Here is a 23,025-nt window from a genome sequence, read left to right as displayed (position 1 = left end):
ATCGAAGCTTGCCGGCGATCGCGACCTGCTGGCCGTCATCTGGCCTTGCCGGAAGGTTTGCAGTAGAGTGGCGTAAAACCGGGGGATTTCATGCGCGCATCCTGCCTTGTCCTGTCGTTGCTGGTTGCCGCCGCGGCGCCGGCGACGAGTTATGCCGCGCCCTTGGTCATCCAGTTGACGCCCGTGGCGGCCAGCCTGACACCACGTTGTGCCGATTGCGGCGTCCATACGACGACGACTACCGTCGTGGACGCCTTGCCGAAGCATGATCCGAAGGTTTTGAGCGACCTGCGTCGCGCGGCGAACAGCGGCAGGGCCGAGGACCAGTTCAATTTCGGCCGCGAACAATATCTTGTGGCAAGCGATGGCAAGAACGATCCTGCCGGACGCCGGCGCGGGCTGAAATGGCTGAGCCGGGCCGCCGAACAAGGGTTCCAGCCGGCCGAGGACGAGTTGATCCGCATTTACCAACAGGACGACGGCCCGGATTACAGCCCGCTTCTCGCCCGCCAATGGCGCATCAAGATGGCCGAAACCGGCGACACCTGGGCGCAGACCGTGCTCGCCATCGACTATGAGGTCGGTTATCCGGGGATCGCGCCCGATGTCGACAAGATGCTGTACTGGTACGGCAAGGCGGCCGATGGCGGCAGCGTCAATGCCATGATCACCCTGGCCGGTCTTTACGAACCTGGAACGGCGCAGCCGGATAAACCCTTCGCCGACATGGACAAGGCCATCTACTGGTACGAACGCGGCGCCGCCCTGGGCGACTCTTACTCCCAGAGCCGCCTTGCGCATATCTATGAGGCCGACGGGCCGTACCGCAATATTGCCCGCGCCATCGCATGGCATGAAGCGCGCGCCAACGATACGACGAGCTTCCCCAATGGTTACGACATGCGCCGCCTGGCGGAAATCTATGCCACGGCGCCCGAAGTCCATGACAAGGACACGTCGTTCGATTGGTATGAGCGCGCCACCAAGGCCTATGACAGGCCGTCCCTGATCGTTATGTGCAGACACCCCGACGATACTGTGCCGGATCACTTCGTCCGCGCTCGTCTGGCGTGCTGGCGGCTGGACTCAGCGGAGATCGCCAAGCAGGAAGATGCGGCGATCGCCATGGCCGACGACGCTCAGGCCTTGCCGGCGCTGAGCGAGGTGATGTGGCGCGGCGGCCGGCGGGCCACGGATTACGTCGGCCGCTTCGCCGCGAGCGAGCGCGGCACGCCGGCGCAACAACAATTGGCGGCTCAGCAGTTTTGGCTGGCCGCCGGCGAAGGCTGGCCGGATGCGAAGGCGTGGATGGCGCTGCACGGCGATATCGCCGCGGCCGTGACGACGCACGAACTGGATCTCAACCAATTGCCGGCCGGCTATACGATCCTGGCGCCGGGGCCGCAGGGATCACCGGTTCAGATGCCGCTCGCGGCAGGCCTGGCCGCGCAGGTTGCGGCCACCAGTGAATTCGACAACGACGTGCTCGAGGCCTACGCCTCGGGCCAAATCATACTGCTGTGCAATTGGGGCGAGGACGGCGAGATAGCGGCCTGCGACGCGATGGAGGACACGCCGTCCTATTCCCGGATCGGACGCACGATCGCCCGCCGCTTGCAGCATCAGCGTCTGAAGGTGCAGCCGACGGGAGGCTGGACCGCGCTCAGCCACGGCAAGTGGTCGGCGATCACGATCAACTGGACCGTCGCGGAATAGCCATCATCTACGACTCATCCTGTCGGGCATAGGCCGCCGTCGGCCAGTTGCTCTGGGTATATTCATGCGCGCGGACGGCCAACAGTTGACCGAGATCACCTCGCTTATCGAATCCGGCGTGATCCGGCCGGTCGTCGACAAGGTCTTCCCGTTCGAGAAAACCGGAGACGCCCTGGCCTATGTCGAAAGCGGCCGCGCCCGCGGCAAGGTGGTTGTCACCGTGACGGAATAGGCCTGGCCGAGCCAATGCGGCGTGTCTAGCCGTTTGCGCCAAAAACGGGCTAATATCGACGAGCATGCTTTATGACCGTCGCTATTAGCAGGAAGACGCATCCATCATGGCCCCAGCGCTCAGGCTTTCCCGTCGCCGTCTCCTGCAAGGGGCAACACCCGTGGTGGCAGGCGTGGCGGCCGGACCGGTTTTGGGCTTCGAAGCTCTGCAAAAACCGTCCGTGCTCTTACCAGACAGAGACCAGGTTGTCTGGCGGCGGCCGGCGCACCGGGACCTGCCGCTCCCCGACTGGGGCCCCTATAGCGATCATTTGAACGGTATTTCCCACATCACCGATGCCGAGCGCGGCCTGCGCATGGATTTCGCTCTGGCGCCGGCCATACTGCGCCGGGAGACCCTGGTGCCCTATGCCGAGATGGGTCTGGCCATGCAGCCGGTGCGCGCCGATCCGAACCTCGGCTACATCGCCTGGGATTGCGATCTGGTCAGCGGCGTTGGCGTCCGGCTGGAATGGTTGTCCCTCGACGCCTCGGGCGGCATGTTGCGGGCGACGGTGCACAACCGCTCGACCACCACCTGGCCGGTGGTCCTGAACTGGGTGGCCCGCCTGGCGCCGCCGTCGAACCCGCCACGCACCCGCAACGATGAGGCCTCGGGCATCGTCCACCGCGCGGTCAAGGGCAGCGCGGCCAACCCGGCCGACGTCACCCTGCCGGCCTCGGCCATGTGGGTGAATGCCCTTCATTATGAGCGTTTTACCTGGGGCGAGGGGCGTTTCGACGACCATCTGGTCACCGACGGCCGGCGCCGCGGCGAGATCTTCGAAGACGGTTTCGCCGGCTATGGCGGCATCGGCCAGGGTTTCGGCAAGACCGCCGCCGACCAGGTCCAGTGGCGCTTCGACACGCCGCGCGCCCTGAAGGCCGCTGTCGTGCGCTTCCGCTACCGCATGGCGGCCGGTGTCTGCGTGTTCCGGGGGGGCGGGCTGGTCAAGGGCCAGGTGACCTTTACCCATAATGACGGCGCCGAAACGGCGTTTCAAACCCTGGACGTCGCCGTCGGCGCCGTGGCGGCCGGGGAACAGGTGATCTCGCTGACGGCGCTTGGCGGTCAGCCTATCGAGCTCAACGGCTTCGTCGTGGCCGAGGCGGATGACCTCGCCGCCGTCAGCTTCAGCCTGCATGTCTGGCAGCTCGACGCGCAACGCCAGGACGACGCGGTGGCCGGCCAGACCGTCATGACCTTCCCCGATGAGACCGGCCGGGCCTATGCCCTGGGCTGGAGCGGCGGCACGGCCTTTATCCATTCGGCGCGCACCGACGATCTGCGCAGCCTCGATGGCGCGCTGAACGACCCCAGCCTGTTCGACATGAACCGCGTCCCTCAGGGCGATGGCCCAGGTCACGTCACCATAGCCGCGCCGGACCCAATCTATCTCCGCGGCGGCGAAACCGTCGTGCGTGACGCCTTCGTGACGGTGGGCGACGGACAGGGGGTGGCGGAGACGCTTCGCCAATTGCGCGCCATGGATTACGACAGTCGTCTTGATGCCGCGCGCGATGCCTTTGTCAGCGTTCCCGGCGCCATGGCGCAAAAGCATCAAGAAGGCGCCGAGCGGCTTTTGGCCACCATCGCGACCAATATGCTCTTCCCCATCTGGACGGGCGGCCAGTGGATCCGCAACTACTGCCCGGGCCGGGAATGGTCGTCCGTCTATACGTGGGATTCCGGCTTTACCGGCCTTGGGCTGGCGCGCAGCAGTCCGCGCCTGTCGACGGCCCTGCTCGACACCTATCTCAGCCCCGTCGACGACGACCAGGCCGCCTTCCTGCACCACGGCACGCCGTTGCCGACGCAGTTTTACCAGTTTCAGGAGCTGTGGAACCGCAATGGCGACCTGAACTTCGCCCGCGCCCGCTACCCCAGGCTGGCGTGTTACCTGCGTTTTCTGCTCGGCCGCGAAACCGGTTCGACCTGCCGAGACCTGAAGTCCGGGCTTATCCGCACCTACGACTATTTTTACAATACCGGCGGCATGGACGACTATCCGGCGCAGATGGCCGTGCACAGCCAAAAAAAGGCCGACCGCATAGCGCCCGTCATCTCCTCGGCCCATGCCATCCGCTGCGCGAAAATCCTCTGCCAGGTCGCCGGCGCCATCGGTGCGACCCAGGACCTGAAGGAATGGCGCGCCGATATCGAGTCGCTCGGCAGCGCCCTRCAGACCTGGAGCTGGGACGAGGCGTCGGGCTATTTCGCCTATGTCGAGCACGACGATGCCCGGCAACCCGTCGGCCAGTGGCGCTCGCCCGCCGGCGAAAACTTCAATATGGGCCTGGATGGCGTCAGTCCTTTGGTCGCCGACATCTGTTCGCCAGCCCAGACCCAACGCATGATCGACAACCTGATGACGCCCGGCCGCCTGTGGACGCCGTCGGGGATTACGGCCGTCGACCGGCGCGCCTCCTATTACAACAAATCCGRTTATTGGAACGGCACCGTATGGATGCCGCATCAATGGTTCATGTGGAAGGCGCTGCTCGATTACGGCGAAGGCGACAAGGCGTGGCAGATCGCCACGACGGCGCTTGACGTCTACAGCGCTGAAATTGCCCGCAGCGGCCGGACCTACGAAAACTTCGACGCCGATACCGGTATCGGCAGCGCCTGGCATCCCTTCGGCGCCCTGTCCAGCCCGGTGCGCAACTGGTTCGAAGCCTGTTGCCAGCCCGGCTCCCTTACGGTCGGCCTCAACACCCGCATCGTCCGTCAGGTCTGGGACGGCAGCCGATCGGTCAGGGCCAGCCTGGACATTTCCGGTGCGCGGCCGGTCACTGTCCTTGCCGTCTTGGCCCAGACACCCGCCAAGGCGACATGGCGCGGCCGTCCGCTCGAGATGGTCGCGCGCGGCGACACCTGCGTGGAAATGCGTCTTGAACCCGGCCGCGGGGAGCTCGAACTCTCCTGATCCTTACGCCTGATCCTTTTGACTATAGGCCGCGGTCGGCCAGTTGCTCTGGGTGAACACCCCGCCGTCGACCACCAGGGTCTGGCCGGTGATAAAGCCTGCCTTGTCGCCCGCCAGGAAGCAGACCGCGCCGGCCACCTCCTGCGGCGTGCCGACCCGGCGCAAGGGCGTGATCGGCGACCAGTCGCGGGCGTAGTCCGGCGATTCCTGGCGCGTCCGTTCCGTTTCGATCGAACCCGGCGCCACGCAATTGACCGTGATGCCGTAAGGCCCGAGCTCCACCGCCGCCACCTTGGTCAGCATGTCGATACCGCCCTTCGACGCCGTATAGTCGACCAGGTTGGCGAACGGCGTGAAATTACAGCCCGACCCGATATTGACGATCCGGCCGGGGCGCTGTTCGGCGACCAGGCGGCGCGCCACGGCCTGGGTATTGAGGAAACAGCCCTTGAGATTGGTGCGGATGACGCGGTCCCAGTCCTCTTCGCGCAGGTCGAGCAGGGACGACCAGGTCTGGACGCCGGCATTGTTGACCAGAAGGCCGGGTGCGGGGCCGATGGCGTTGTAGAAGCGCTCGACATCGGCCTTGCTGCCGGCGTCGCAACGCAGCGCCGTGATCTTGCGTCCCAAGGCTGTGACCGCAGCGATCACACCGGCGCATTCTGCTTCGCTGTCGAGATAGCTGACCACGATGTCCCAACCGTCGGCTGCCAGGCCTGCGGCGATGGCGGAGCCGATATGGCCGCCGCCGGCGGTGACGACGGCTGTTTTGGGTTGGGTCATGGTGCGTGTCTCTACCATCAGTTGAGGGAGTTACGTATTGGCGGGCGATCCGTGGCGCCTGATCTCGACAAATTTCGGATCAAGAGCGTCCATAAACATATAGGATCGCCCCAGCAGCGCCATCTTGCCGAAATCATCGAAAATATTTGGCCCTAACGGCGTAATGAGAACCTCGTCCTTGGTCAGTCCATCCTTGTGCCGCGCCTCTATTTCCTGCCAATTGGCCTTGGCGATATCGGTCAATACGACATTGAAAGCAGGGTGGTTGTACCTGACCATCACATTGCCATCGTCCATATGAGCCGGGTTCATATCGGGATGAAAATTGACGATGCTGTCCAACACGCTGCGAGCCGCCGTATAGGCAGCCGCGTCGGACAAACCGTCGTCAACCAGAACGCAGGTCCCACATTGGAGGACGACGAAATCCCGCTGCCCATCCGTATAATAGCTGAACCGTTCCGCGATACGCTCCAAGGGCTGTGAAAAAGACGGTTTCCAGGCGGGGAGGGGCGGAAAATTGTCCGTGGCCATCGTCCGACCTAAGCCGGGAATGGCTGCCACCGACAAGCCTCCAACAAGAAACGCCCGTCTTTTCATATCTCGCCCCCATCCTTCCGATGACATGCTGCGTCCATGCCCATGGCCATGGTTAGGGCGGTGCGGCGGCGCTGTAAAGGCCGCCTGCGTTTTCGTTTTGTTACCGAATTTGCGGGATGCTGATCTAAAGCGTGCGAAACGACGCGCAGAGGGAATAGGTATGAGTGATCAGGTCCTGTTGTGCGATTTGTCGCTGGCCCCCGATATCGGCCTGGCCTTGACGGCGCCAGGGCGGCGTCCTGATAAGGTGATGCGTTTCAATTGCACATCGCGCGAAGCCTTCGACGTGGAAGTCCGCCGCTTCCTTGCCGATGCCGGTCGGCCGCATCTGCTGGGCGCGGGTCTGGCGGCGCGGGGATGGGAGCATAAGGGCGAACTGCATCTCTACGGCCTGGGGTTCAGCATCGATCGCGACGACATGCGCGGCCTGCTGGACGTTCAGCGCGTCAATTTCGTCAATAATTTCGTCGCCCGCGCCCTGGCCGTGCCGGGGCTGCGCCGCGACGAAAAGGTGAAAATTACCGGTGGTGACGCGGGCGACGATCACGCCATCGCCGTCATGGGACCGCACCACGGCCTCGGTCTGGCCGGCCTGGTTTCCGATGGCGTCGGCGGCTGGACGGCCCTGCACGGCGAGGGTGGCCACGCCGATTTGCCGGCGGCCAACGAATATGAATGGCGGTTGATCGAGGCCATTCGCGCCAAGAACGGCTATGTGTCGCGCGAATCGGGCATTTCCGTCGCCGGCCTGATGGACATCTGGTACGCCTTACACGCCATCGCCGGGGAAGAGACGCCGGCCATGACCTCGCCCCAGATCATAGCCGCGGCCAGGACGGGACATCCCCGCGCCATCGAAGCCATCGACGTGATGACGGCCTGGCTGGCGGCCATGGCGTCCGACATGGCCCTGGTTTATGGATCCGGAGGCGGTGTTTATCTGACCGGCGCCCTGCTCGACATGATGGGCGATGTCTTCGACGCCGGCAAGTTCGCGGCCCGTTACGCCGACAAGGGCCCGCTCAGCGACTATGTCCGCGACATTCCGGTCTTTCGTACCCTGGCCAACGAGATGGAAATCCGCGGCCTGGCGACCTTGTACGACTAATATCAACGGTCATGAAGAATGACGTTGATATTAGTTTTTTAGCTCAGACGCCGCATGGCTCCTCGCAACGGCTCGGGCGGGCGCTTGCCTGCTGCCAATAGCGGATGAGTCAAAATCATCCGCTATTGGTATAAGCCTAGGCGTCCGCCCTACATCCGCCGGGCGAACCAGACGATACGGCCGATGACATTGATCTCGTCGGCGCTGACTTCGTACTGGTTGTGGCTCTTATTGTCCGAAATCAGCATCAGGCGCGGCGGTACCGACCCGGTCATGACCTCGACGCGCTTGGCGACCGTGGCATAACCGTTCCACACGGCGAAAATGCCTTCGCGGTAGACATTGGTGTCGTCGTGATTGACCAGGACGCGATCGCCTGGATAGAGGGTCGGCGTCATGCTGTCGCCGACAATCTCGACCATGGACAGGGTCGACGGATTGAGCCGCAATTCGCCGGTAATATAGTCGCGGCCGAACGACCACTTGGCCTTCACGTCCTCGCGGTCGACCAGGTAGCCGCCGCCGGCCGACAGCTTGATATCGTATTCCGGGATCTCGACGACACTGTCCTTGGCGACGCTCATCAGCCGGTTGCCCGAGCCGTCGTCCTCGCCGATCAGGGCCGGATGGATGAAAATATCCTCGGCCGAAACGCCGAAAGCGCTGGCGATCTTGTCGACATTGCGATCGATCATCCCCTGGCCCGGCTTGGAGGTAAAGGATTTCAGACTGGAATAGGGAATGCCGGATTTGTCGGCCACCTGCATGAAGGTGAGGCCGTTCATGGTGCGCCATTTCTCGAAAGCGAGCTGGCGGGGGGTAAAGCTGGATTCGGTCATGTCCGCCTTTATGGCAGAACTTACGAAATTTCGTACATCTAAGTTTCGTAATTTATCTTGCAATTCGTAATTATGGCGCGTATGTTCTGCAAATGTTCTCATTTCAGCAGATCCAAACATGACCGAGCCACCTCTCCACGCCCTCTTGGGCGCCGTTTACGACCGCTGCGTCGCCGCCCGCCAATGGCAGAACGCGGCTGCCATACGCGGTTGCAGCCAACATGCCGTACGCATGGACCACGACCGGGCCTATCGCCGGCAAAACCAGCGCAAAAAACCAAAACGCAACGCTAAATCCAAAGGCACTCGCCCATGACCCGCCACAGAAAACGCCCCTCCAAGCCGCAACGCTTCGTCACCCAGGAAGAGCGCGATCTCAAGGCCGCCCAGGCGCGCGAACAGGCCCGCCTCGATGCCCGCGACCCGGCCAAATGGGGCCCGAACGCCGAACAGCTCGCCAGCGATCGCTACCGCGACGTCGCTATCCGGCCCAACCTGATCTCGCGCTGCATGGTTTTCGACGCCCTCCTGCGCAAGGGCACGCTCAGCCACGCCCAGGCCGCGGCCGGCCACGCCATGACCGACCTGTGGGCGCGCTGGAAAGGCCTGGCCGGTCGCGGCGCCAAGCAGGAAGGCTATATCGACACCAGCCAATCGGTCGCCGAACTGGTCAATGACGGCATGATCGCCGCGGGCAAACGCTACAACCTGATCATGGACCGCGTCGGTCGGGCCAATGCCGCACTCCTGACGGCGCTGGCCGAAGACTGGCTGCTCGATACCGGCCGCGACTGGCAAACGGCGGTGCGTAGCGTCTACCCGGTCAGGGACGCCAACAAGCTGAGCGCCTTCGTCACCGCGGCGTGCGAGAATGTGCGCATCGAGATCGAAACCGGCGCCTTGCGGGCGAAAGTGGAGTAGGGGTGCGCCGCCGGCATCCGGACGTTGTGGGCGCCGCCGATTCATGTAGAGTAACCGCTTGCCCTTACGGTCGTGACGCTGTGACCCTTTCCGCCTTGAAAAACGATCTTGTCGAAGGTCTTCGCGCCCGGTTCGTTCGAGTCTGGCCGGACCGACGCCGGATGTCGCGGCGTGGGCGGATGGCGGCCGGGATCGTTGTGTCCTGCGGCCTCCACCTGCTGATCTTGCTGTTGCTCTTTCCGTCACAGCGCTTCGACGGCCACAGCCTGCAAACCGGCTATTCGGTCGGCGGTAAAACCGTGGGTAAGGACGACGCCGATCAGGTGGAGATCTGGCTGGTGACCGGCGTGCCGGAAACGGCGCCGCCAAAGCCTCCGGTCCCGCCTGTACCGTCACTGCCCGCGCCACTCCAACCCCAGACGGCCCGGCCTCAAGCCACAAAGTCTGAGGACAGGGCCGATATCCAGGGGCCGAAACCCGCCGATGGCGGTACAGGTGACCAGACCTTGCTGGCCCAACTGGCGCGCTGCCTGCCGCCCGATGTCCATCCCGCCCTGACGACGGCTTTCCTAGATTTGAACCTGGACGACAAGGGCGTATTGAGTGCCGTTCCGCGCATGGAAATCGACCTCGATACCGCCAGCCCCGCCGACATCCGCGCGGCCAACAGCGTCATCCAGGCGGCCCTCCAATGCGGGCCGTATATCGTGCCGGATCACAAGGCCGGTCAATTCAAGCTGGTGCCCGACTTCTCCGCCCTGACCTCGGCCCAGGGAGCTGGCGCATCCGCCACGGGGCGTTAGAACATACACCGTGACGATGGCGGAGCAGCGCTCCGCGACAAGGCCGCCGGCCCCTAAAACGCGCGCTTCCCTATCAGCCAGAATACCAGTGCGGATATCCCACCTTCAATGCCGAAGTACAGGAAAGCCCAAGGCTCGACTTGCCAGCCGATCAGCATAAACAACAAAACCACGACCATTCCGTCGAAAAGGCCCAATAGGAGCATGGTCAGCCAATTGGCACGCTTCCATAGCAGGAGGAGTGCAAAGGTTGGACCGCCAATGATCAGCATCGTGGCAGCTGAAAAGCCAAACAAACCCGCCGTCCCGAATATCAAGCCCTCAAGAGTCAACCGACCCATGACAAGACTGGACGCTGATGTGATCAGGGCAGGCACAAGTGCCGCAACGATAAAGGCAATAAGGCCCATCAAAGGATTGCGTGGCACAGTTCTCTTACTTTCCTATCCCTTGCCCTGCATCCGTCGACGAGCCTTCCATCTGGAAAGGCCCGCCGTGCCCGCCCGGTTTTACCCGTCATTCATGGCCTCTACCGGCGCTACCGGGGGTCAAAAATTAACTGTCCCACCAACTCCAACAAAAACAGATTCTCCAGCTGATAAAGTAGGTGCCAGACCATTCTTTGAAAGTGACACGCCGACGGGACCAACGCCTGGACCGGAGACCGACAGATCATTCGATCCAAAATCGTAGTCGAAGTCCAGATCCTTAACATATGGTATTTTTACACCAGGGATAGTGGTGTTGCCGGCAATACCAAAGTCCACGCTTGTTTCGGTGGCGTCGGTTTCCGTGAGATCCAACGACGCGCTAAGGCCTTCACCTACCCCGATATATTCACCGAAGCTCCATTGGCCACAGTTATAACCGATGGTTGTCCTGGAAGCGGCCCCATCGCCGGCTTGAACGGTAAATTTCCACAATCCATATGGGTCGGTGGCATCGTAGGGCCGACCGTCGACATAAGCATACGGGTTTTGCCCTCCCTCGATGCCCATGGGGTCGACCTCGATATAGCGGCCCAAGGTCGGATCGTAGTCGCGGAAGCGATTTTGGTTCAATCCCTGCACTGCCGCCTCGGCCTGATACCATTGTCCTGGAAGACGGATATCACTGTTGACGGTGGGCGAACTGAAGGTCGTCGCCTTGCCGAACGGGTTGACATAGGCATCCCATACCTTGGCCTTGGACGCGTCGGTCATGACCTGCGGTTCACCGAGATGGCCGCCATGGATATAGTAGGTGGTCGCTGTCCCGGAGGTGGAGTCGACCACCGCCAACGGCATGTCGTCCAACCAGATATATTCCCGCAACACGTTGCCGGTCGCACCGTCATACTCGCCGACCATATGCCCGGTTTCGTCATAGACATAATGGATATAGGTAGACGCCCCGCCCGTAATCAAGGTCCGCGCCACACGCTGATTGCGGAAATCGTAAGCGTAGTTGGAAACCGTCGTGCCGTCCTTCTTGACGGCCACTAACCGCTGGCGCGTGTTATAGGTATAATCATAGGTCGATCCGGCCGTTTGGGCATCGGTCGTGAGGCTGCCGCCGAACCCGTAGGTCAGAGTGCGCTGGATAGCCCCGCTGGCATTTGTCGTCTTGATCACGCGGTTTCGAGCGGTATTGATAATGGCATTGGTCGTGGTTGTCGTGCCACCAACTGTCAGGAAATCACCGCTCCGGTTGCCCGCCGCATCATAGGTGAAGGTTTCGTTGCCCCATGGCCCGCCTGCATAGGTCAGCCGGCCCGAATTACTAAGAGTGATATAGACGGTCCGTCCGGTGGCCGCATTATCGTCGATTTCACCGAGACGTCCGTCGTCGTAATAGGTGTAACCAAGGTCGAGCGTGGTCACGCCCGTCGCCTTGACCTCGATACGCGTCAGCCAGCCGTTGAGATTATAGGTGCGCGTCAGGGCCAGGCCGTTGCCATAGGTCAGGGAAGCCAGCGGGCCGAAGGGCTGATACGCGATGGCTGTCGCCACGTTCGAGGCCGTTCCGGTCGCGGTAGGTTGAGTAGTGATCGCTGTCATCCGGCCTTCACTGTTGCGCGTAAACGTTACGACCCGACCGCTGGGGAGGGTTTGCGAAGCCAAGGCACGATTGCTGTCGTAAGTATAGTTGAGGGTATAGGTTTTGCCCTGGATGACCTTGATATCCTTGATGATCCGGCCGGAATTGTTATAGGTCAGGGCGCTTGTCCCCGAAGCCTCCGACACGCTGGTCAAGCGTCCAACGCCCTTATTGCCACCGGTCACGTCGTCATAGTTATAGGTCATAGTCTCGCCAGCCGAAGCCGGGAAGGTGACCGTATGCAGGCGACCGTCACCGTAATAGGCATAGTCGCTTTCCACGACATCGCCATCGATCTTCTTGGTCAGCTGACCGGCATTATTGTACCAATATTTATTGATGCCGCGATCCTGGCTGGTCTCCATAATGGTCTGGCCGAACCCGTCTACGACGCGCGTTGTCTCGATACCGCGGCCGTCCTTGTGGCTGGTCAGGGCGTCATTGGCCGCATAGGCATATTGCGTGCTTTGGCTATCGGGATTGGTCGCCGTGATCACCCGGTCGAGCGCGTCGACGCCCAGGGTCGAAGTCTTCCCGCGACCATCGGTGAACGAAGCCAGATTGTCGACCTTGTCATAGGCCATATTGGTCGGCGTCGTGCTGGCGGCGCCCAGAATCTGAATCATCCGGCCCAGTTCATCAAAGACTATCGATTGCCGCAGCGTAGAGACCTTTGCAGCGTCTTTCACAATGAAACGTGTCGCATTGCCGGCCATATCGGGAACCAGTGCAATGCTCTCACCCTTTTCATTCCCGACGGCCGTTAGACGACGGGCTGCGTCATAGGTGTAGGAAAGGAAACCGCCCTGCGGCAGCCTTATTTTCGTAACGTCACCCATGGCGTTATAGGTGAAAGTGTATTGCGACTGATTGGCGCCGGGATCGATCGTCGTCGTCAGCACGCGGCCGCGAATATCGTAAGTCAGGGTGGTCGACACGCCGTTCGGATCGACAACCGTCGCCGGTGCGCCGCGCCAGTCCCATGCTGTAATGGTATAGACCTTACCGATATCGTCGGTCATGGTCTGCAGGTAACCCGAAGCAGTATAGCTATAGCTCTTCAGGTCGCCCGTGCCAGCCATCGGCCCGTCGATGCTGACCAACTTCCCCAACGCGCCGCCGGTCGTACCGTAGGTATAGGCCCAGATATGCGTGCGGCCGTTGGTGGCGTAGGGCACGGTAATCGTCGTGGTGTCGGTCAAGGTCTTCGTCAGCACGCGGCCATAGCTGTCGTAGGTGTAGTTGGTGGTCAGGCCGGGTGCGGTGACCTGGTCCGGAAGGTCGTAGAAGTTGGCATTCCACGTGATGCCGGTCGTGCGTGCCGCCGCCGTGCCGTAAGCTTCGGTGACAGAAGTTGGCCGTCCAACCGTGTCGTTGGTATATTGGGTAACCCGCCCCTCTTCGTCGGTGGCCGTGGCGAGATAGGCATTGCTGTCGAAGGTATTGGCCGTCGACGAGGCTGGACAGTGGGTGGTGATCAGCCCGTTTATGCCTGTCAGTTTGGCGGCAAAGTCACCACTGCCACGTGAAAAATTATAGACGGTTTGACGCCCCAGGGCGTCGGTCTGCGTGCGCGAAAAGGTTGTGCCGGAGCCACTGTAGCTGATGGTATCCGACAATTCGCCATTGGGTCCCTGGCTGACGGTGGCGCGTCCGACGTCGTCATAGGTCACCTGCCAGCGCAAGGTGCCGTCTTTGTCGCGGATACCGGTGATGTAGGTGGGGAAATGGACATTGCCGTAATCGTAGCTGCGGCTGTCTTGTACGACGCCTGCGGCATCGAGATATTCGACCTTGACCAGGCGGCGGGCGAAAAGAAGGCTGGCCGCGCCGGTGCTGTCCTGATAGCTGTACTTGACCTTGTAACCGCCAGGCAAGGTCACTTGCGCCAGATTTCCGGGAACGTTGTAGGTTGTTATAGGGGTTCCAGAACTATCACGCACCGTGAAGCTCTGCATGTTCCACGTTAAGGTCACCGCCTTGGCATTCTGGTCGGTGATGGTGGTCAGCGCATTGTTGCTGTCATAGGTGAAGGTCAGAGTTGTCCCATCGCGGCGTTGCACCGAAATCGGCCGCGCGACGCTGTAGCCAATATTGGGAGCGTTCCAGGTTTGCAGTGTCCACAGGCTGCCCTCCTTGTCGCGTACTGTCCATTGGCTGCTAGCCGTTCGAACCGAATTGAGATCGGTAGGCCATACGCCGACGAAAGCCACGGTGGCGTCCTTGTCGGGTATGGGTTGGTCGGATGAAGCATAGGGCGCCATCGAGCCGTCGCTCTGGCGTTGGAACATCTGCGCGGTGCCATCGGGATATTCGACGGTGACGATTCTCTGTGATCCGTCACTCCAATCGTACCCAATATGCAGACTGATATCGAAGAACGACGTCCAGTTCGCGAGCGATGGTAAATTCATGTAGTAGGCAGTAGATTTCAAACCGCCATAGGGACGGCTGACAAAGGTGCGATCGAACGAAAAAGTCCCGTCTGTATTCGTAAAATCATTGTCGCGGAAAATCTTGGCGCCGCTCAATATGTTGATCGGATGGGCGGTTGTCGGACATTTTCCGCTCTTGAAATTTTCAACTGAACACCGTTCCGGCCCGTAGATGCTGTATCCCGAGGCACAGTGGAAAACCGTCACACTTGGAAGAATGGTCGTGCCGCCATGCCATTCGCACTGCTCCTGGAAAGACAATTCCGTCGGATAGCTGCCATCATAAGTCGTCCCGCCATTGTCGGCCATTTCGGCTTTACAGGCCGTGTCCGAATCGGAATAGCAGCCCGCGTGGGGGCCTCCGCTGTAACACAATCCGGCCACTCCTGTCGGCGCATCCGCCCACACCACATCCGCGCGTGCCACCCCAGGCAAGGATGCTGGCAGGAACATCAATGCCAGCACGGCCAGCAATTTCCCAACGAAACCGGCGACATCGCCGCGAACGGCAAACTTTGACTCAGCCAAGGCAACCCCCATCAAATATAACGGCGATCTGCCGCGGGTAAATGATACCAGCGAATTGTGGGGTTACAAGATAACGAATTAAACTTTGGGTGGTTTTGGAATGAACTTTTCGTGACAGCCCTAGGTGGCATGAAATTTGAAGGACCGAGTACTGCCGCTGGTCACGATCACGGTGCGGTTAAGGGGCTGGAGCCGCAGCTATGGCTGCCATTAGGAGAAATGTTTGGCTAACCATGAAAGCAAATGGCTAAGGGATGGTATCGAGAAAGACTTGGTGCCGCCGATCTTAAAGCTTGGGTTCTCAGAACGGACCTACTCAGAAGAATCACGTTCGCCGCAGAAGCTTTCCAAGCAAATTTTCCCCAGCGTATTCCAAAGAGTTCGCGAGGACGGGATCGACCAAATTCAAATTCAACTCGAAAAGTATCGTCGTAGGTCATTCAGAATTGATTTTGGGACTATGCCGATGGAGGGCGTCGAATGGTATGGTCGACGTATCTCCGCGATAACCGCTTTTTCTGTTCATAGCTTTGAACTTTATTATTCGCTCGGCGGACGATCGGCATTTTTTCCCTGGTATAGTGCGAAAACGTGGCCGTGGCGAAGACCTTCAGAACTTGATTATGCTCACCTCACAAAACGTGTTGCCGGCCATATCCCGGAGATCGATTTAGCCCTGTTAAATAATATACGAAGCCCGAATGTGAGAGTCATTGACGTGAGATCTGTGTTCGATCGGAAAGCCGGAGCGCTAGTCCGAAAGTGACTTCTGATTTGCGTAAATTGCGATTGCAAAAACTGGGTCGGCTTAGTAGGGGAAGGCCGCCTAAAGTTGCAACTATTCTGTACCGCAGATCAGGATCGTGCCGGGACGTCGTGATTTTCCGTCAGGATCAAGCCGTTCGCTGTAATCGAGAAATAGAACTGGCTATTGACCCGGTAATGTTCGCCCGACCTTAAGGCTTGTGCCGGCGCGGTTACCGTCCAGCCGATCGGCGCGGTGCCGTAGGCGATCTTGTCATAGGCGTCCAAATCGCCGCCATTGGGTGCCTCGATCCGCCACATGACCCGCGCCAGTTGACCGTCCGGGTCGACCGCATCGACCTCCAGCGCCGGCACCGACGCACCGGGCTGTGCGCAGTCGGCCTTTTTCGCTAAACAAAAAACAGGCTGTCCGTTGGCCTTGCCGGCATAGCCGACCACAGCCTTCGACCCACCGCAGCCGGAGAGGGTCAATACTGCAACCAGCATCGCACCGATGCCCATGCCATATCCGACTTTCATCGATGTCCCTCCTCGCTGTCAGGAAGTAAGGGAACTACCATATGATGAATTCGCACGACAACCTCGAACGCGTCACAAGCCAAAGATTCAGAGTCACTATTGCGAAAGCCAGGCTCCAGGTAGGTACGTCCGCGGCGATTCCGGAACGTCAAAAAACGGCGCGTTAAGGTGCCAATAACGGGAAACACGCAAGACGCCTGAGCCAATAAATGGGTGAATAAGATGACGGCGGCTTCAATAAGCCTTCCGATTACACCCGCCTTGGCGGCGAAAACCGGCCCAAATGAGCGTTCGCCTCTGTCCGTCAGCACCTGCGCATACTGACCTGGCTGCAACCCAGGAAATATACTGGCGCAGTCAGAGATGTTTCTTGCTGACACATTTCACGATGACGCGACCCTTGAGATTCCGGGCCGTGGCTTATCCTCGATTCAGGCTGATATATGGCTCAATGACTGTAAATAATGGAGCGTGCCTGGCGACCCGCGCATCAATCCTCTGCCAGGGCGCGCACCAATTCCAGAACGCTGCGGCGCTTTTGCTCCGACAAGACGCGCGGAAAGGTTTCAGCCATTTCTATGCCCTCGGGCATGGTCAGAAAGGTGTCGGCTGCATGTCCAGCGCGGCTTTCATAGGGACTCAGCCCCTTGTCGTCGTCGATGCCGTCGAAGAAATAGTCGATCGGCGTATTCAGGACGCGGGAGATCTGGAACAGTTTGGACGCGCTGATGCGGTTTGTGCCGCGCTCGTATTTCTGCACCTGCTGAAAGGTCAGTCCGATCTGGCGGGCCAGGTCGTCCTGGCTGAGGCGCAGGAACTTGCGGCGAACGCGGACGCGGCCGCCGACGTGGGTATCCACGGGATGCAGGGTATTGCCGATATTGGGCATGGGTACACTCGTTCTAAGGGGATAAGGGAGATTAGCCGGATTGGCGGGCGGAGGCGGTGCTGGGTTGGTTGGGCGGCAGGAGCCGCAGGATGCTGGCCAGAAGCTTGGCGTTGTCGAACGGCTTGGTGACGTAGTGGTCGGCGCCCATTTCCAGCGCCGCCATGACATCGGTATTGCGGTCGCGCGCCGAGACGACGATGACCGGGATGTCGCGATAGGCCAGGATCTGGCTGCGGCGCTGCAGGAAGGTCAGGCCGTCCATATCGGGCATGGCCATGTCGAGCAGGATGAGGTCGGGCAGGGATTCGGCCAGCGCGGCCAGGGCGGTTACGCCGCTGTCGGCGGACGATACCTCAAGGCCTTGACGGGTGAGAAGGACGCGCAGCAGGACCTGAATATCGAGATCGTCCTCGACAATCAGCACCCTGTGCTTGCGGGCCTGGGATGTGGGCGTGGACATGGTCAGTCTCCCTGACGGACTGGATTGTCGTCGCGGACCACGGTGGCCAGCGCCGAATAGAGTTTTCGCGGGTCGATCGGCTTGGCCAGGATCTGGGCGAACAGACCTTCGGCACCGTCATCGAGAAGGCGGTTCTTGTTGGTGGCGGTCAGCGCTATGACCGGCGTATCGGCGTTGAGCGGGCATTGGGCACGCAGGGTGCGGGTCGTCGTGACGCCGTCCATGTCCGGCATCTGGATATCCATGATGACCAGGTCGAAGCGCCTTTTCATGCAGGCGGCTATGGCTTCGGCGCCGTTGACCGCCTGCTCGACATGGGCCGCGAAGGGCAGGATCAGCGCCTTGATCATGCGGCGGTTGGCGGCGTGATCGTCGACCAGAAGGACGTTCCAGGCGTGGTCGCCGGCGTCGGCCGGGCGCAGGTCGTTTTCAGGCGCACTGGGTGCCGCGACGGCCAGCGGTATATCGAACCAGAAGGTGCTGCCGCTGCCCGGTTGCGAACGCACGCCGATGCGACCGTGCATCAATTTGACGATCTCGCTGCAGATGGCCAGGCCCAGTCCGGTGCCGCCGTGCTTGCGGTTGATGCCGCGGTCGACCTGATGGAAGCGCTGGAACAGCTGGGCGCTCTGCTCTTCGCTGAGACCCGGACCGGTGTCGGTAACTTCCACGCTCAACTGTTCGGCGCCGGCCGCTCCGGCGGCGCGCAGCGTCACCGTTACGCCGCCCTGGACGGTGAACTTGCAGGCATTGCCGATAAGATTGTTGAGCACCTGGGTCAGACGCGTTTCGTCGACGGTGAGCCAGTCGGGCAACTGAGCGTCGTAGTCGAGCGACAGCTGTAAGCCGCGCGCCTTCGCGGCCGGCTGGAACTGGTCGATAATGTCCTGTGTGAGGTTACGGACGTGGGTCGCCTGCGGATTCAGCGCCACCTGCCCCGATTCCAGTCGCGACACGTCGAGTACGTCGTTGACCAGGTCGAGCAGGGCGCGGCCGGCCTTGCCGATGCGCTTGACGAACGCGCCCGCTTCGTCAGGCAGGTTCTCGGTATCGCTGAGCAGGTTGGCATAGCCCAATATGGTGGTCAGGGGCGTGCGGATCTCGTGGCTCATCGTGGCCAGGAACTGCGACTTGATCTCGCCGGCGGCTTCGGCTTGCTGACGCGCCGCGATCAGTTGAATATTGCTGTCGGCGAGCGCCAGTTCCTTGAGTTTCAGGTTGGTGATGTCGGTGACCAGCACATAGAAGCCGCGTACCCGGCCACGCTCGTCATGGTCGGGAACATATTGCGCCAGGGTGTACCCGACCTGGCCCGAAGGCTTGGTCAAGGCGCGCTCGAAAATCTGCTTTTCACCGGCCAATGCGCCCTTGATGTGGATCTCATTGAGCGCGAACAGATCCTCGCCCATGAGGTCTTTCATCGAGATGCCGATCAGGTCTTCAGGCGGGCGTCCGAACCATTCGAGATAGGCGTTATTGGCAAATCGGCAGCGCATGTCGCGATCCCAGTAACCGATCATGCCCGGCATGTTTTCGGCCAGCAGCCGGTACCGGCGCTCGCTGGCCTCCAGCTTGACGCTGGTATTGCGGTAGTCGGTGATGTCCTGAAAGACGCCGCTGACCGTCGTGACCTTGCCATCGGAATCGCACAGGCAAAATGCCTTGGCCTGGACGCTGCGCCACTGGCCGTCGGCCCGGCGTATGCGGGCTTCCCGGTCGAAACCCTGGCCCGTGTTGGCAGCGCGCTCGACCAGGTCGGCCAGGATCGGCCGGTCGTCCGGGTGGTAATACGACATAATCTCGGCAAAGGGCGGGGCTTGCCCGGCGATGGGAAGGCCGAGGATGCGGAAAACCTGATCCGACCAGGTGACGATGCCGCTGGCGACATCATAGCTCCACCGTCCGACGCCCGCGACATCCTCCATCAGTTCGACGGTCTGGCGGGCCTCGTTGCGCGCCCGCGATGTTGCGGCATCGGCGGCGTCCCGGCGCACGGTCAGGAGCTCCGACACGGTTGCCGCCAGGTTTTGCAGCATCTTCGCTGCGCCTGCGTCGAAGTCCGGACGCAGCACGCGATCAAAGATACAAAGCGCGCCGACTGCGATACTGCCGTCATGGATGGGGGCGCCGGCGTAAAAGCGGATATGCGGGTCGGCGGCAAAACGGGAATCCTCAGCCGTGTCGGCGACAATCACGACCTCGTCCTGGCCCATGGCGATGTCGCAGAAGGTCATGTGACGGACGGCGCTGGCCATATCCAGGCCCGCGTAGGACTTGAGCCCACGGCTATCGCTATCCATCAACGCAATCAGAGCGATCGGTGCTTTAAATATGTCAGCAGCCAGCTGAGTCAGCCGGTCGACCGCAGGTTCCGGCACTACGTCGCGACTTTCGGTGGCACCGAACGCGTCAAGCCTGGTATTTTCGAGTACTTCCGCTGACACGATAAAGTTTCCAATGCTACCTTAACGACGGTATGACTCAATTCCTAACAAGGCCCGAAGCAATTGTCACAGCCTTGTCGCAATTGATACCAGGTGGTGTTAACCGGCACGAATGCCTTGTAAAAAGCCCTCGGCAGTGAGCTTGAGCGAGCGCGACCGATCGGACAGGCGCCGAGCTTCGGACAGGGCCGAGCGGGCTCGTGTACCGGTATGACCGGCCGTTTGACTAACCTCGGCGACCGACTCGCTGATGGAGGCGGTCGAGGAGGCGACTTCCGCGGTCGACCGGGAAATCTCGCTGACGGCCAGGGTTTGCTGCGATACCGATTCCGAGATGGCGAGCGAAATTTCACGCAGGTTCATGACCATGCCGGCGATAGACGTAATCGACGTAATGGCTTGTGCCGTAGCCTGTTGTACGCCTCTGACCTGCTTGCCGATCTCGTCGGTGGCGCGTGCTGTTTGCTGCGCGAGGACCTTGACTTCGGACGCCACGACGGAAAATCCGCGACCGGCTTCCCCGGCACGTGCCGCCTCGATCGTGGCGTTCAGCGCGAGCAAATTGGTTTGTGACGTGATCTTGGTGATCATGTCGATGGCGGTGCCAATGCTGTCGGCGGCCGTTTGCATTTCCTTGACGACGTCCGTGGTTTCCCGCGCTTTGTCCGCGGCCTTGTCCGCGGCATAGGCGGCGCGCTCAGCCTGGTCAGCGATGGCGTGCGATGAGGCCGCCATTTCTTCTGTAGCGCCGGCGACCGATTGAATATTGGCGCTGGTCGTGTCCATGGAACGGACAACCAGGTTGGTGCGCTCCGACGTAGTAGCCGCGTCGGTATTCAGGTCCTCGGCCGACTTGCCGAGGGTTTCCGCCGCTTGGCCGAGGTCTTCTACAATGCTGAGCAGTGATGTTTCGAACTCATCGGCCAGGCTCAACATGGCCTCACGGCGTTCTGTGATATTAGTCTCCTCCAGGAGGCGCTGTGCCAGCCGCAGCTCGTCCGACGCCTGCAGGTTGGCCTGGAAGGCGGCAAGAGTTTCAACGATGACGCCGGTCTCATGGCGATCGTTCCTGAACGGCAGGGCGCCGACTTTCGCCCCCTTGATCAGATCGGTCATGATGCCGGTCAGGGTGCGCAGGCGGTTTGTCAGGCCCGAACTGATCAGTTGCGTAAAACTGACGGCCAGCAGCAAGATCAGGGCGGCCGAACCCAGCTCGGTAGCGGCGATGGTTACCGACCTTGTGACACGCTGGTTGAGCAGCAACTGCAGATCGCTATTGCCTGCTGTGTAGAGTCCATCGGCAGTTTCGACGTAAGCGGCGTAATTTGCGTCGGTTGGCGCCAAGGCCAGGGCCTTGCTGGCAGCGACATAGCTCCCATAGGCATTTTTGAGGTTTCCCGTCAGAGGCTTGCCGCCGACATAGGTAACGAAACGGGACATAGACTCGTCCGTGGCCTCCTGCGCCTGCTTGAAGCTCTCCTGGTTCAACCGATATTGTGCACTCGCAGGATCCAGGGCGCGTGAATTGTAATAGGCGTGCGCTGACATGAAGGCGTCTGGCATGTTGGTGTCGATCACCTTCATGACGTAGAAACTGTCGAGATCGGTATCGAGGATCAAGCCTGAAACGTCGGTCACTTCGTCCATCAACGGGTGGATGGCTTCAAGCAATTCAGAGCCCGAAAGTTTGGCGGCTGCAAGTATCCCCACTTCGGGCATGATCGACTTGTTCTTTTGGGCCTGCCCTTCCAGCTCGGATATCTGCCTGGCATCCAGCGACTGCCCCCGCGCGCCGGCGACCTGAGCCTGCCAGATGGCGGCGTCATATTGTGTGCCTGCGATCTCAGCCTGCGTCGCGTCCATGACGGCGGCATGGGAGCGAAACAGCAGAAATCCGGTGATGAGTGCAGGCAAAAGCATCAGCACAATCGAGGTGCGCATGCGTGTGCCAATGCTGAAGCGGGCATTGACAACATCAAGAGTTTGGCTGAGTCTGCTCATACGTAATCCCCGGTTTACCTTTAGGGCAAGATGGAGGAACGTGTTTAAACCTACGCTAAAGGATTGTTACGACTTTGTGGCAATCGTTTGCGTTGCGTGTTGTCCGGGCTTGTCTTGAGGCGAGATTTGCGGTTAATGATAGTTGCCGACGATCCGAATTGCGTTCGACCTCATACTGGCACCGACGAACTGACATGCCCGACTCCGAAGGCACGGCCACCATCCTGGTCGTGGACGATACGCCTGACATCTGCGAATTGGTCTCCGTCATTTTAACGCGGGACGGCTTTCGCGTTCTCACGGCCTCCGGCGGCGAGGAGATGGATGCGATCCTGGCACGCGAAGCCGTCGATCTCATCGTGCTCGACACCATGATGCCGGGCGAGGACGGCCTGTCGATCTGCCATCGGCTGCAACAGCGTCCGTCGCCACCCATCATCATGCTGAGCGCACGCGGCGAAGACATCGACCGTATTAAGGGGCTGGATGTCGGCGCCGAGGACTATATGGCCAAGCCGTTCCACCCCAAGGAGCTGGTGGCGCGTATCAAGGTCGTCTTGCGCCGGTCCGAGCGGACGACGGCACAATTGAACGAAGGGACGCGGGATCATTTCTTCGGCTGGAGTCTGGACGCGCGAACGCGCCGGCTGACCTGTCCTGATGGCAAATATCTGGTTCTGTCGACGGCGGAATATGCCGTGCTGCGTGTCTTGCTGGACCAGCCCGACCGGCCGCTAAGGCGCGAGGTCATACTGGGCCGGATGGCCGAGTTGCACGAGGACTCGACCCCGCGTGCCCTGGACACGATCGTGTCACGGCTGAGGCGCAAGCTGGCCTATCTCCATCCCGAGACGGGCGAAGACCTGATCCGTACTGTTTACGGCGTCGGTTATATGCTGCGGCCGGCGGATGCGTGAGCTAACGGTCGGCCGCAC

Annotated in this window: 18 protein-coding genes; 8 read left to right on the top strand and 10 right to left on the bottom strand. The window is 60.9% G+C overall.

Translation table 11 applies throughout. The features are described from left to right. Window positions 1–90: 90 nt before the first annotated feature. The 3 genes from AC1DX3_RS05115 (at window position 91) to AC1DX3_RS05105 (ending at window position 4,916) form a co-directional block, all read left to right on the top strand. Entirely contained in the window at window positions 91–1,716 is a 1,626-nt protein-coding gene (locus tag AC1DX3_RS05115; protein ID WP_476988167.1) for a tetratricopeptide repeat protein, read from the top strand. 16 nt (window positions 1,717–1,732) lie between these two features. After that, window positions 1,733–1,948: a zinc-binding dehydrogenase gene (locus AC1DX3_RS05110; RefSeq protein ID WP_476988946.1), complete on the top strand. Its 216-nt coding sequence runs from the start codon at window positions 1,733–1,735 to the stop codon at window positions 1,946–1,948. A 106-nt stretch (window positions 1,949–2,054) separates the two neighbouring features. Beyond that, entirely contained in the window at window positions 2,055–4,916 is a 2,862-nt protein-coding gene (locus AC1DX3_RS05105) for an MGH1-like glycoside hydrolase domain-containing protein (RefSeq protein ID WP_476988166.1), read from the top strand. 3 nt (window positions 4,917–4,919) lie between these two features. Here the strand turns inward: AC1DX3_RS05105 and AC1DX3_RS05100 are convergent, their stop codons facing one another. Next, window positions 4,920–5,699: an SDR family NAD(P)-dependent oxidoreductase gene (locus AC1DX3_RS05100; protein ID WP_476988165.1), complete on the bottom strand. Its 780-nt coding sequence runs from the start codon at window positions 5,697–5,699 to the stop codon at window positions 4,920–4,922. 30 nt (window positions 5,700–5,729) lie between these two features. Further along, window positions 5,730–6,326, bottom strand: a complete 597-nt coding sequence (locus tag AC1DX3_RS05095; RefSeq protein WP_476988164.1) for a hypothetical protein — start codon at window positions 6,324–6,326, stop codon at window positions 5,730–5,732. 133 nt (window positions 6,327–6,459) lie between these two features. Here AC1DX3_RS05095 and AC1DX3_RS05090 point away from each other — a divergent pair, with 133 nt between their 5' ends. Further along, complete coding sequence (locus AC1DX3_RS05090; protein ID WP_476988163.1) at window positions 6,460–7,407, top strand: glucokinase; 948 nt, start codon at window positions 6,460–6,462, stop codon at window positions 7,405–7,407. 149 nt (window positions 7,408–7,556) lie between these two features. On the opposite strand, the gene AC1DX3_RS05085 is transcribed toward AC1DX3_RS05090, so the two are convergent. After that, window positions 7,557–8,246 carry a LexA family transcriptional regulator gene (locus AC1DX3_RS05085; protein WP_476988162.1) on the bottom strand — a complete coding sequence of 230 codons (690 nt, stop codon included), beginning with the start codon at window positions 8,244–8,246 and terminating at the stop codon, window positions 7,557–7,559. Window positions 8,247–8,558: 312 nt separating this feature from the next. On the opposite strand from AC1DX3_RS05085, the gene AC1DX3_RS05080 reads away from it, so the two are divergent. Continuing rightward, a complete protein-coding gene (locus AC1DX3_RS05080; protein ID WP_476988161.1) occupies window positions 8,559–9,167 on the top strand; it encodes a hypothetical protein in 609 nt (202 codons plus the stop codon). A gap of 179 nt (window positions 9,168–9,346) precedes the next feature. Beyond that, entirely contained in the window at window positions 9,347–9,970 is a 624-nt protein-coding gene (locus tag AC1DX3_RS05075) for a hypothetical protein (RefSeq protein ID WP_476988160.1), read from the top strand. Window positions 9,971–10,023: 53 nt separating this feature from the next. On the opposite strand, the gene AC1DX3_RS05070 is transcribed toward AC1DX3_RS05075, so the two are convergent. Beyond that, window positions 10,024–10,398, bottom strand: coding sequence for a hypothetical protein (locus tag AC1DX3_RS05070; RefSeq protein ID WP_476988159.1), 375 nt, complete (start codon window positions 10,396–10,398; stop codon window positions 10,024–10,026). A 120-nt stretch (window positions 10,399–10,518) separates the two neighbouring features. Next, entirely contained in the window at window positions 10,519–15,012 is a 4,494-nt protein-coding gene (locus AC1DX3_RS05065; RefSeq protein WP_476988158.1) for an RHS repeat-associated core domain-containing protein, read from the bottom strand. Between the two features lie 223 nt (window positions 15,013–15,235). Here AC1DX3_RS05065 and AC1DX3_RS05060 point away from each other — a divergent pair, with 223 nt between their 5' ends. Continuing rightward, window positions 15,236–15,778 carry a hypothetical protein gene (locus AC1DX3_RS05060; RefSeq protein ID WP_476988157.1) on the top strand — a complete coding sequence of 181 codons (543 nt, stop codon included), beginning with the start codon at window positions 15,236–15,238 and terminating at the stop codon, window positions 15,776–15,778. 89 nt (window positions 15,779–15,867) lie between these two features. Here AC1DX3_RS05060 and AC1DX3_RS05055 read toward each other — a convergent pair whose 3' ends face one another. From AC1DX3_RS05055 to AC1DX3_RS05035, 5 genes are all read right to left on the bottom strand, one after another. Further along, complete coding sequence (locus AC1DX3_RS05055) at window positions 15,868–16,296, bottom strand: hypothetical protein (protein WP_476988156.1); 429 nt, start codon at window positions 16,294–16,296, stop codon at window positions 15,868–15,870. Window positions 16,297–16,786: 490 nt separating this feature from the next. After that, the gene (locus AC1DX3_RS05050) at window positions 16,787–17,185 is read right to left on the bottom strand and encodes a helix-turn-helix domain-containing protein (protein WP_476988155.1); all 399 of its coding nucleotides are present in this window, start codon (window positions 17,183–17,185) and stop codon (window positions 16,787–16,789) included. A 31-nt stretch (window positions 17,186–17,216) separates the two neighbouring features. Next, a complete protein-coding gene (locus AC1DX3_RS05045) occupies window positions 17,217–17,645 on the bottom strand; it encodes a response regulator transcription factor (RefSeq protein WP_476988154.1) in 429 nt (142 codons plus the stop codon). Between the two features lie 2 nt (window positions 17,646–17,647). Beyond that, a complete protein-coding gene (locus tag AC1DX3_RS05040; RefSeq protein WP_476988153.1) occupies window positions 17,648–20,089 on the bottom strand; it encodes a PAS domain-containing protein in 2,442 nt (813 codons plus the stop codon). 99 nt (window positions 20,090–20,188) lie between these two features. Next, window positions 20,189–22,090, bottom strand: coding sequence for a methyl-accepting chemotaxis protein (locus tag AC1DX3_RS05035; RefSeq protein WP_476988152.1), 1,902 nt, complete (start codon window positions 22,088–22,090; stop codon window positions 20,189–20,191). A 194-nt stretch (window positions 22,091–22,284) separates the two neighbouring features. Here AC1DX3_RS05035 and AC1DX3_RS05030 point away from each other — a divergent pair, with 194 nt between their 5' ends. Further along, window positions 22,285–23,007, top strand: coding sequence for a response regulator (locus tag AC1DX3_RS05030; RefSeq protein WP_476988151.1), 723 nt, complete (start codon window positions 22,285–22,287; stop codon window positions 23,005–23,007). Window positions 23,008–23,025: the final 18 nt, after the last annotated feature.

The organism is Asticcacaulis sp. P2_B1, assembly GCF_056404915.1.
This window is presented reverse-complemented; position numbering and strand designations above follow the sequence as displayed.

Excerpts from the sequence above, each read along its gene's own strand:
- AC1DX3_RS05115 (WP_476988167.1), top strand. The coding sequence starts at position 91 with ATGCGCGCATCCTGCCTTGTCCTGTCGTTGCTGGTTGCCGCCGCGGCG.
- AC1DX3_RS05100 (WP_476988165.1), bottom strand. The coding sequence starts at position 5,699 with ATGACCCAACCCAAAACAGCCGTCGTCACCGCCGGCGGCGGCCATATC.
- AC1DX3_RS05095 (WP_476988164.1), bottom strand. The coding sequence starts at position 6,326 with ATGTCATCGGAAGGATGGGGGCGAGATATGAAAAGACGGGCGTTTCTT.
- AC1DX3_RS05090 (WP_476988163.1), top strand. The coding sequence starts at position 6,460 with ATGAGTGATCAGGTCCTGTTGTGCGATTTGTCGCTGGCCCCCGATATC.
- AC1DX3_RS05085 (WP_476988162.1), bottom strand. The coding sequence starts at position 8,246 with ATGACCGAATCCAGCTTTACCCCCCGCCAGCTCGCTTTCGAGAAATGG.
- AC1DX3_RS05080 (WP_476988161.1), top strand. The coding sequence starts at position 8,559 with ATGACCCGCCACAGAAAACGCCCCTCCAAGCCGCAACGCTTCGTCACC.
- AC1DX3_RS05075 (WP_476988160.1), top strand. The coding sequence starts at position 9,347 with ATGGCGGCCGGGATCGTTGTGTCCTGCGGCCTCCACCTGCTGATCTTG.
- AC1DX3_RS05055 (WP_476988156.1), bottom strand. The coding sequence starts at position 16,296 with ATGAAAGTCGGATATGGCATGGGCATCGGTGCGATGCTGGTTGCAGTA.
- AC1DX3_RS05050 (WP_476988155.1), bottom strand. The coding sequence starts at position 17,185 with ATGCCCAATATCGGCAATACCCTGCATCCCGTGGATACCCACGTCGGC.
- AC1DX3_RS05045 (WP_476988154.1), bottom strand. The coding sequence starts at position 17,645 with ATGTCCACGCCCACATCCCAGGCCCGCAAGCACAGGGTGCTGATTGTC.
- AC1DX3_RS05035 (WP_476988152.1), bottom strand. The coding sequence starts at position 22,090 with ATGAGCAGACTCAGCCAAACTCTTGATGTTGTCAATGCCCGCTTCAGC.
- AC1DX3_RS05030 (WP_476988151.1), top strand. The coding sequence starts at position 22,285 with ATGCCCGACTCCGAAGGCACGGCCACCATCCTGGTCGTGGACGATACG.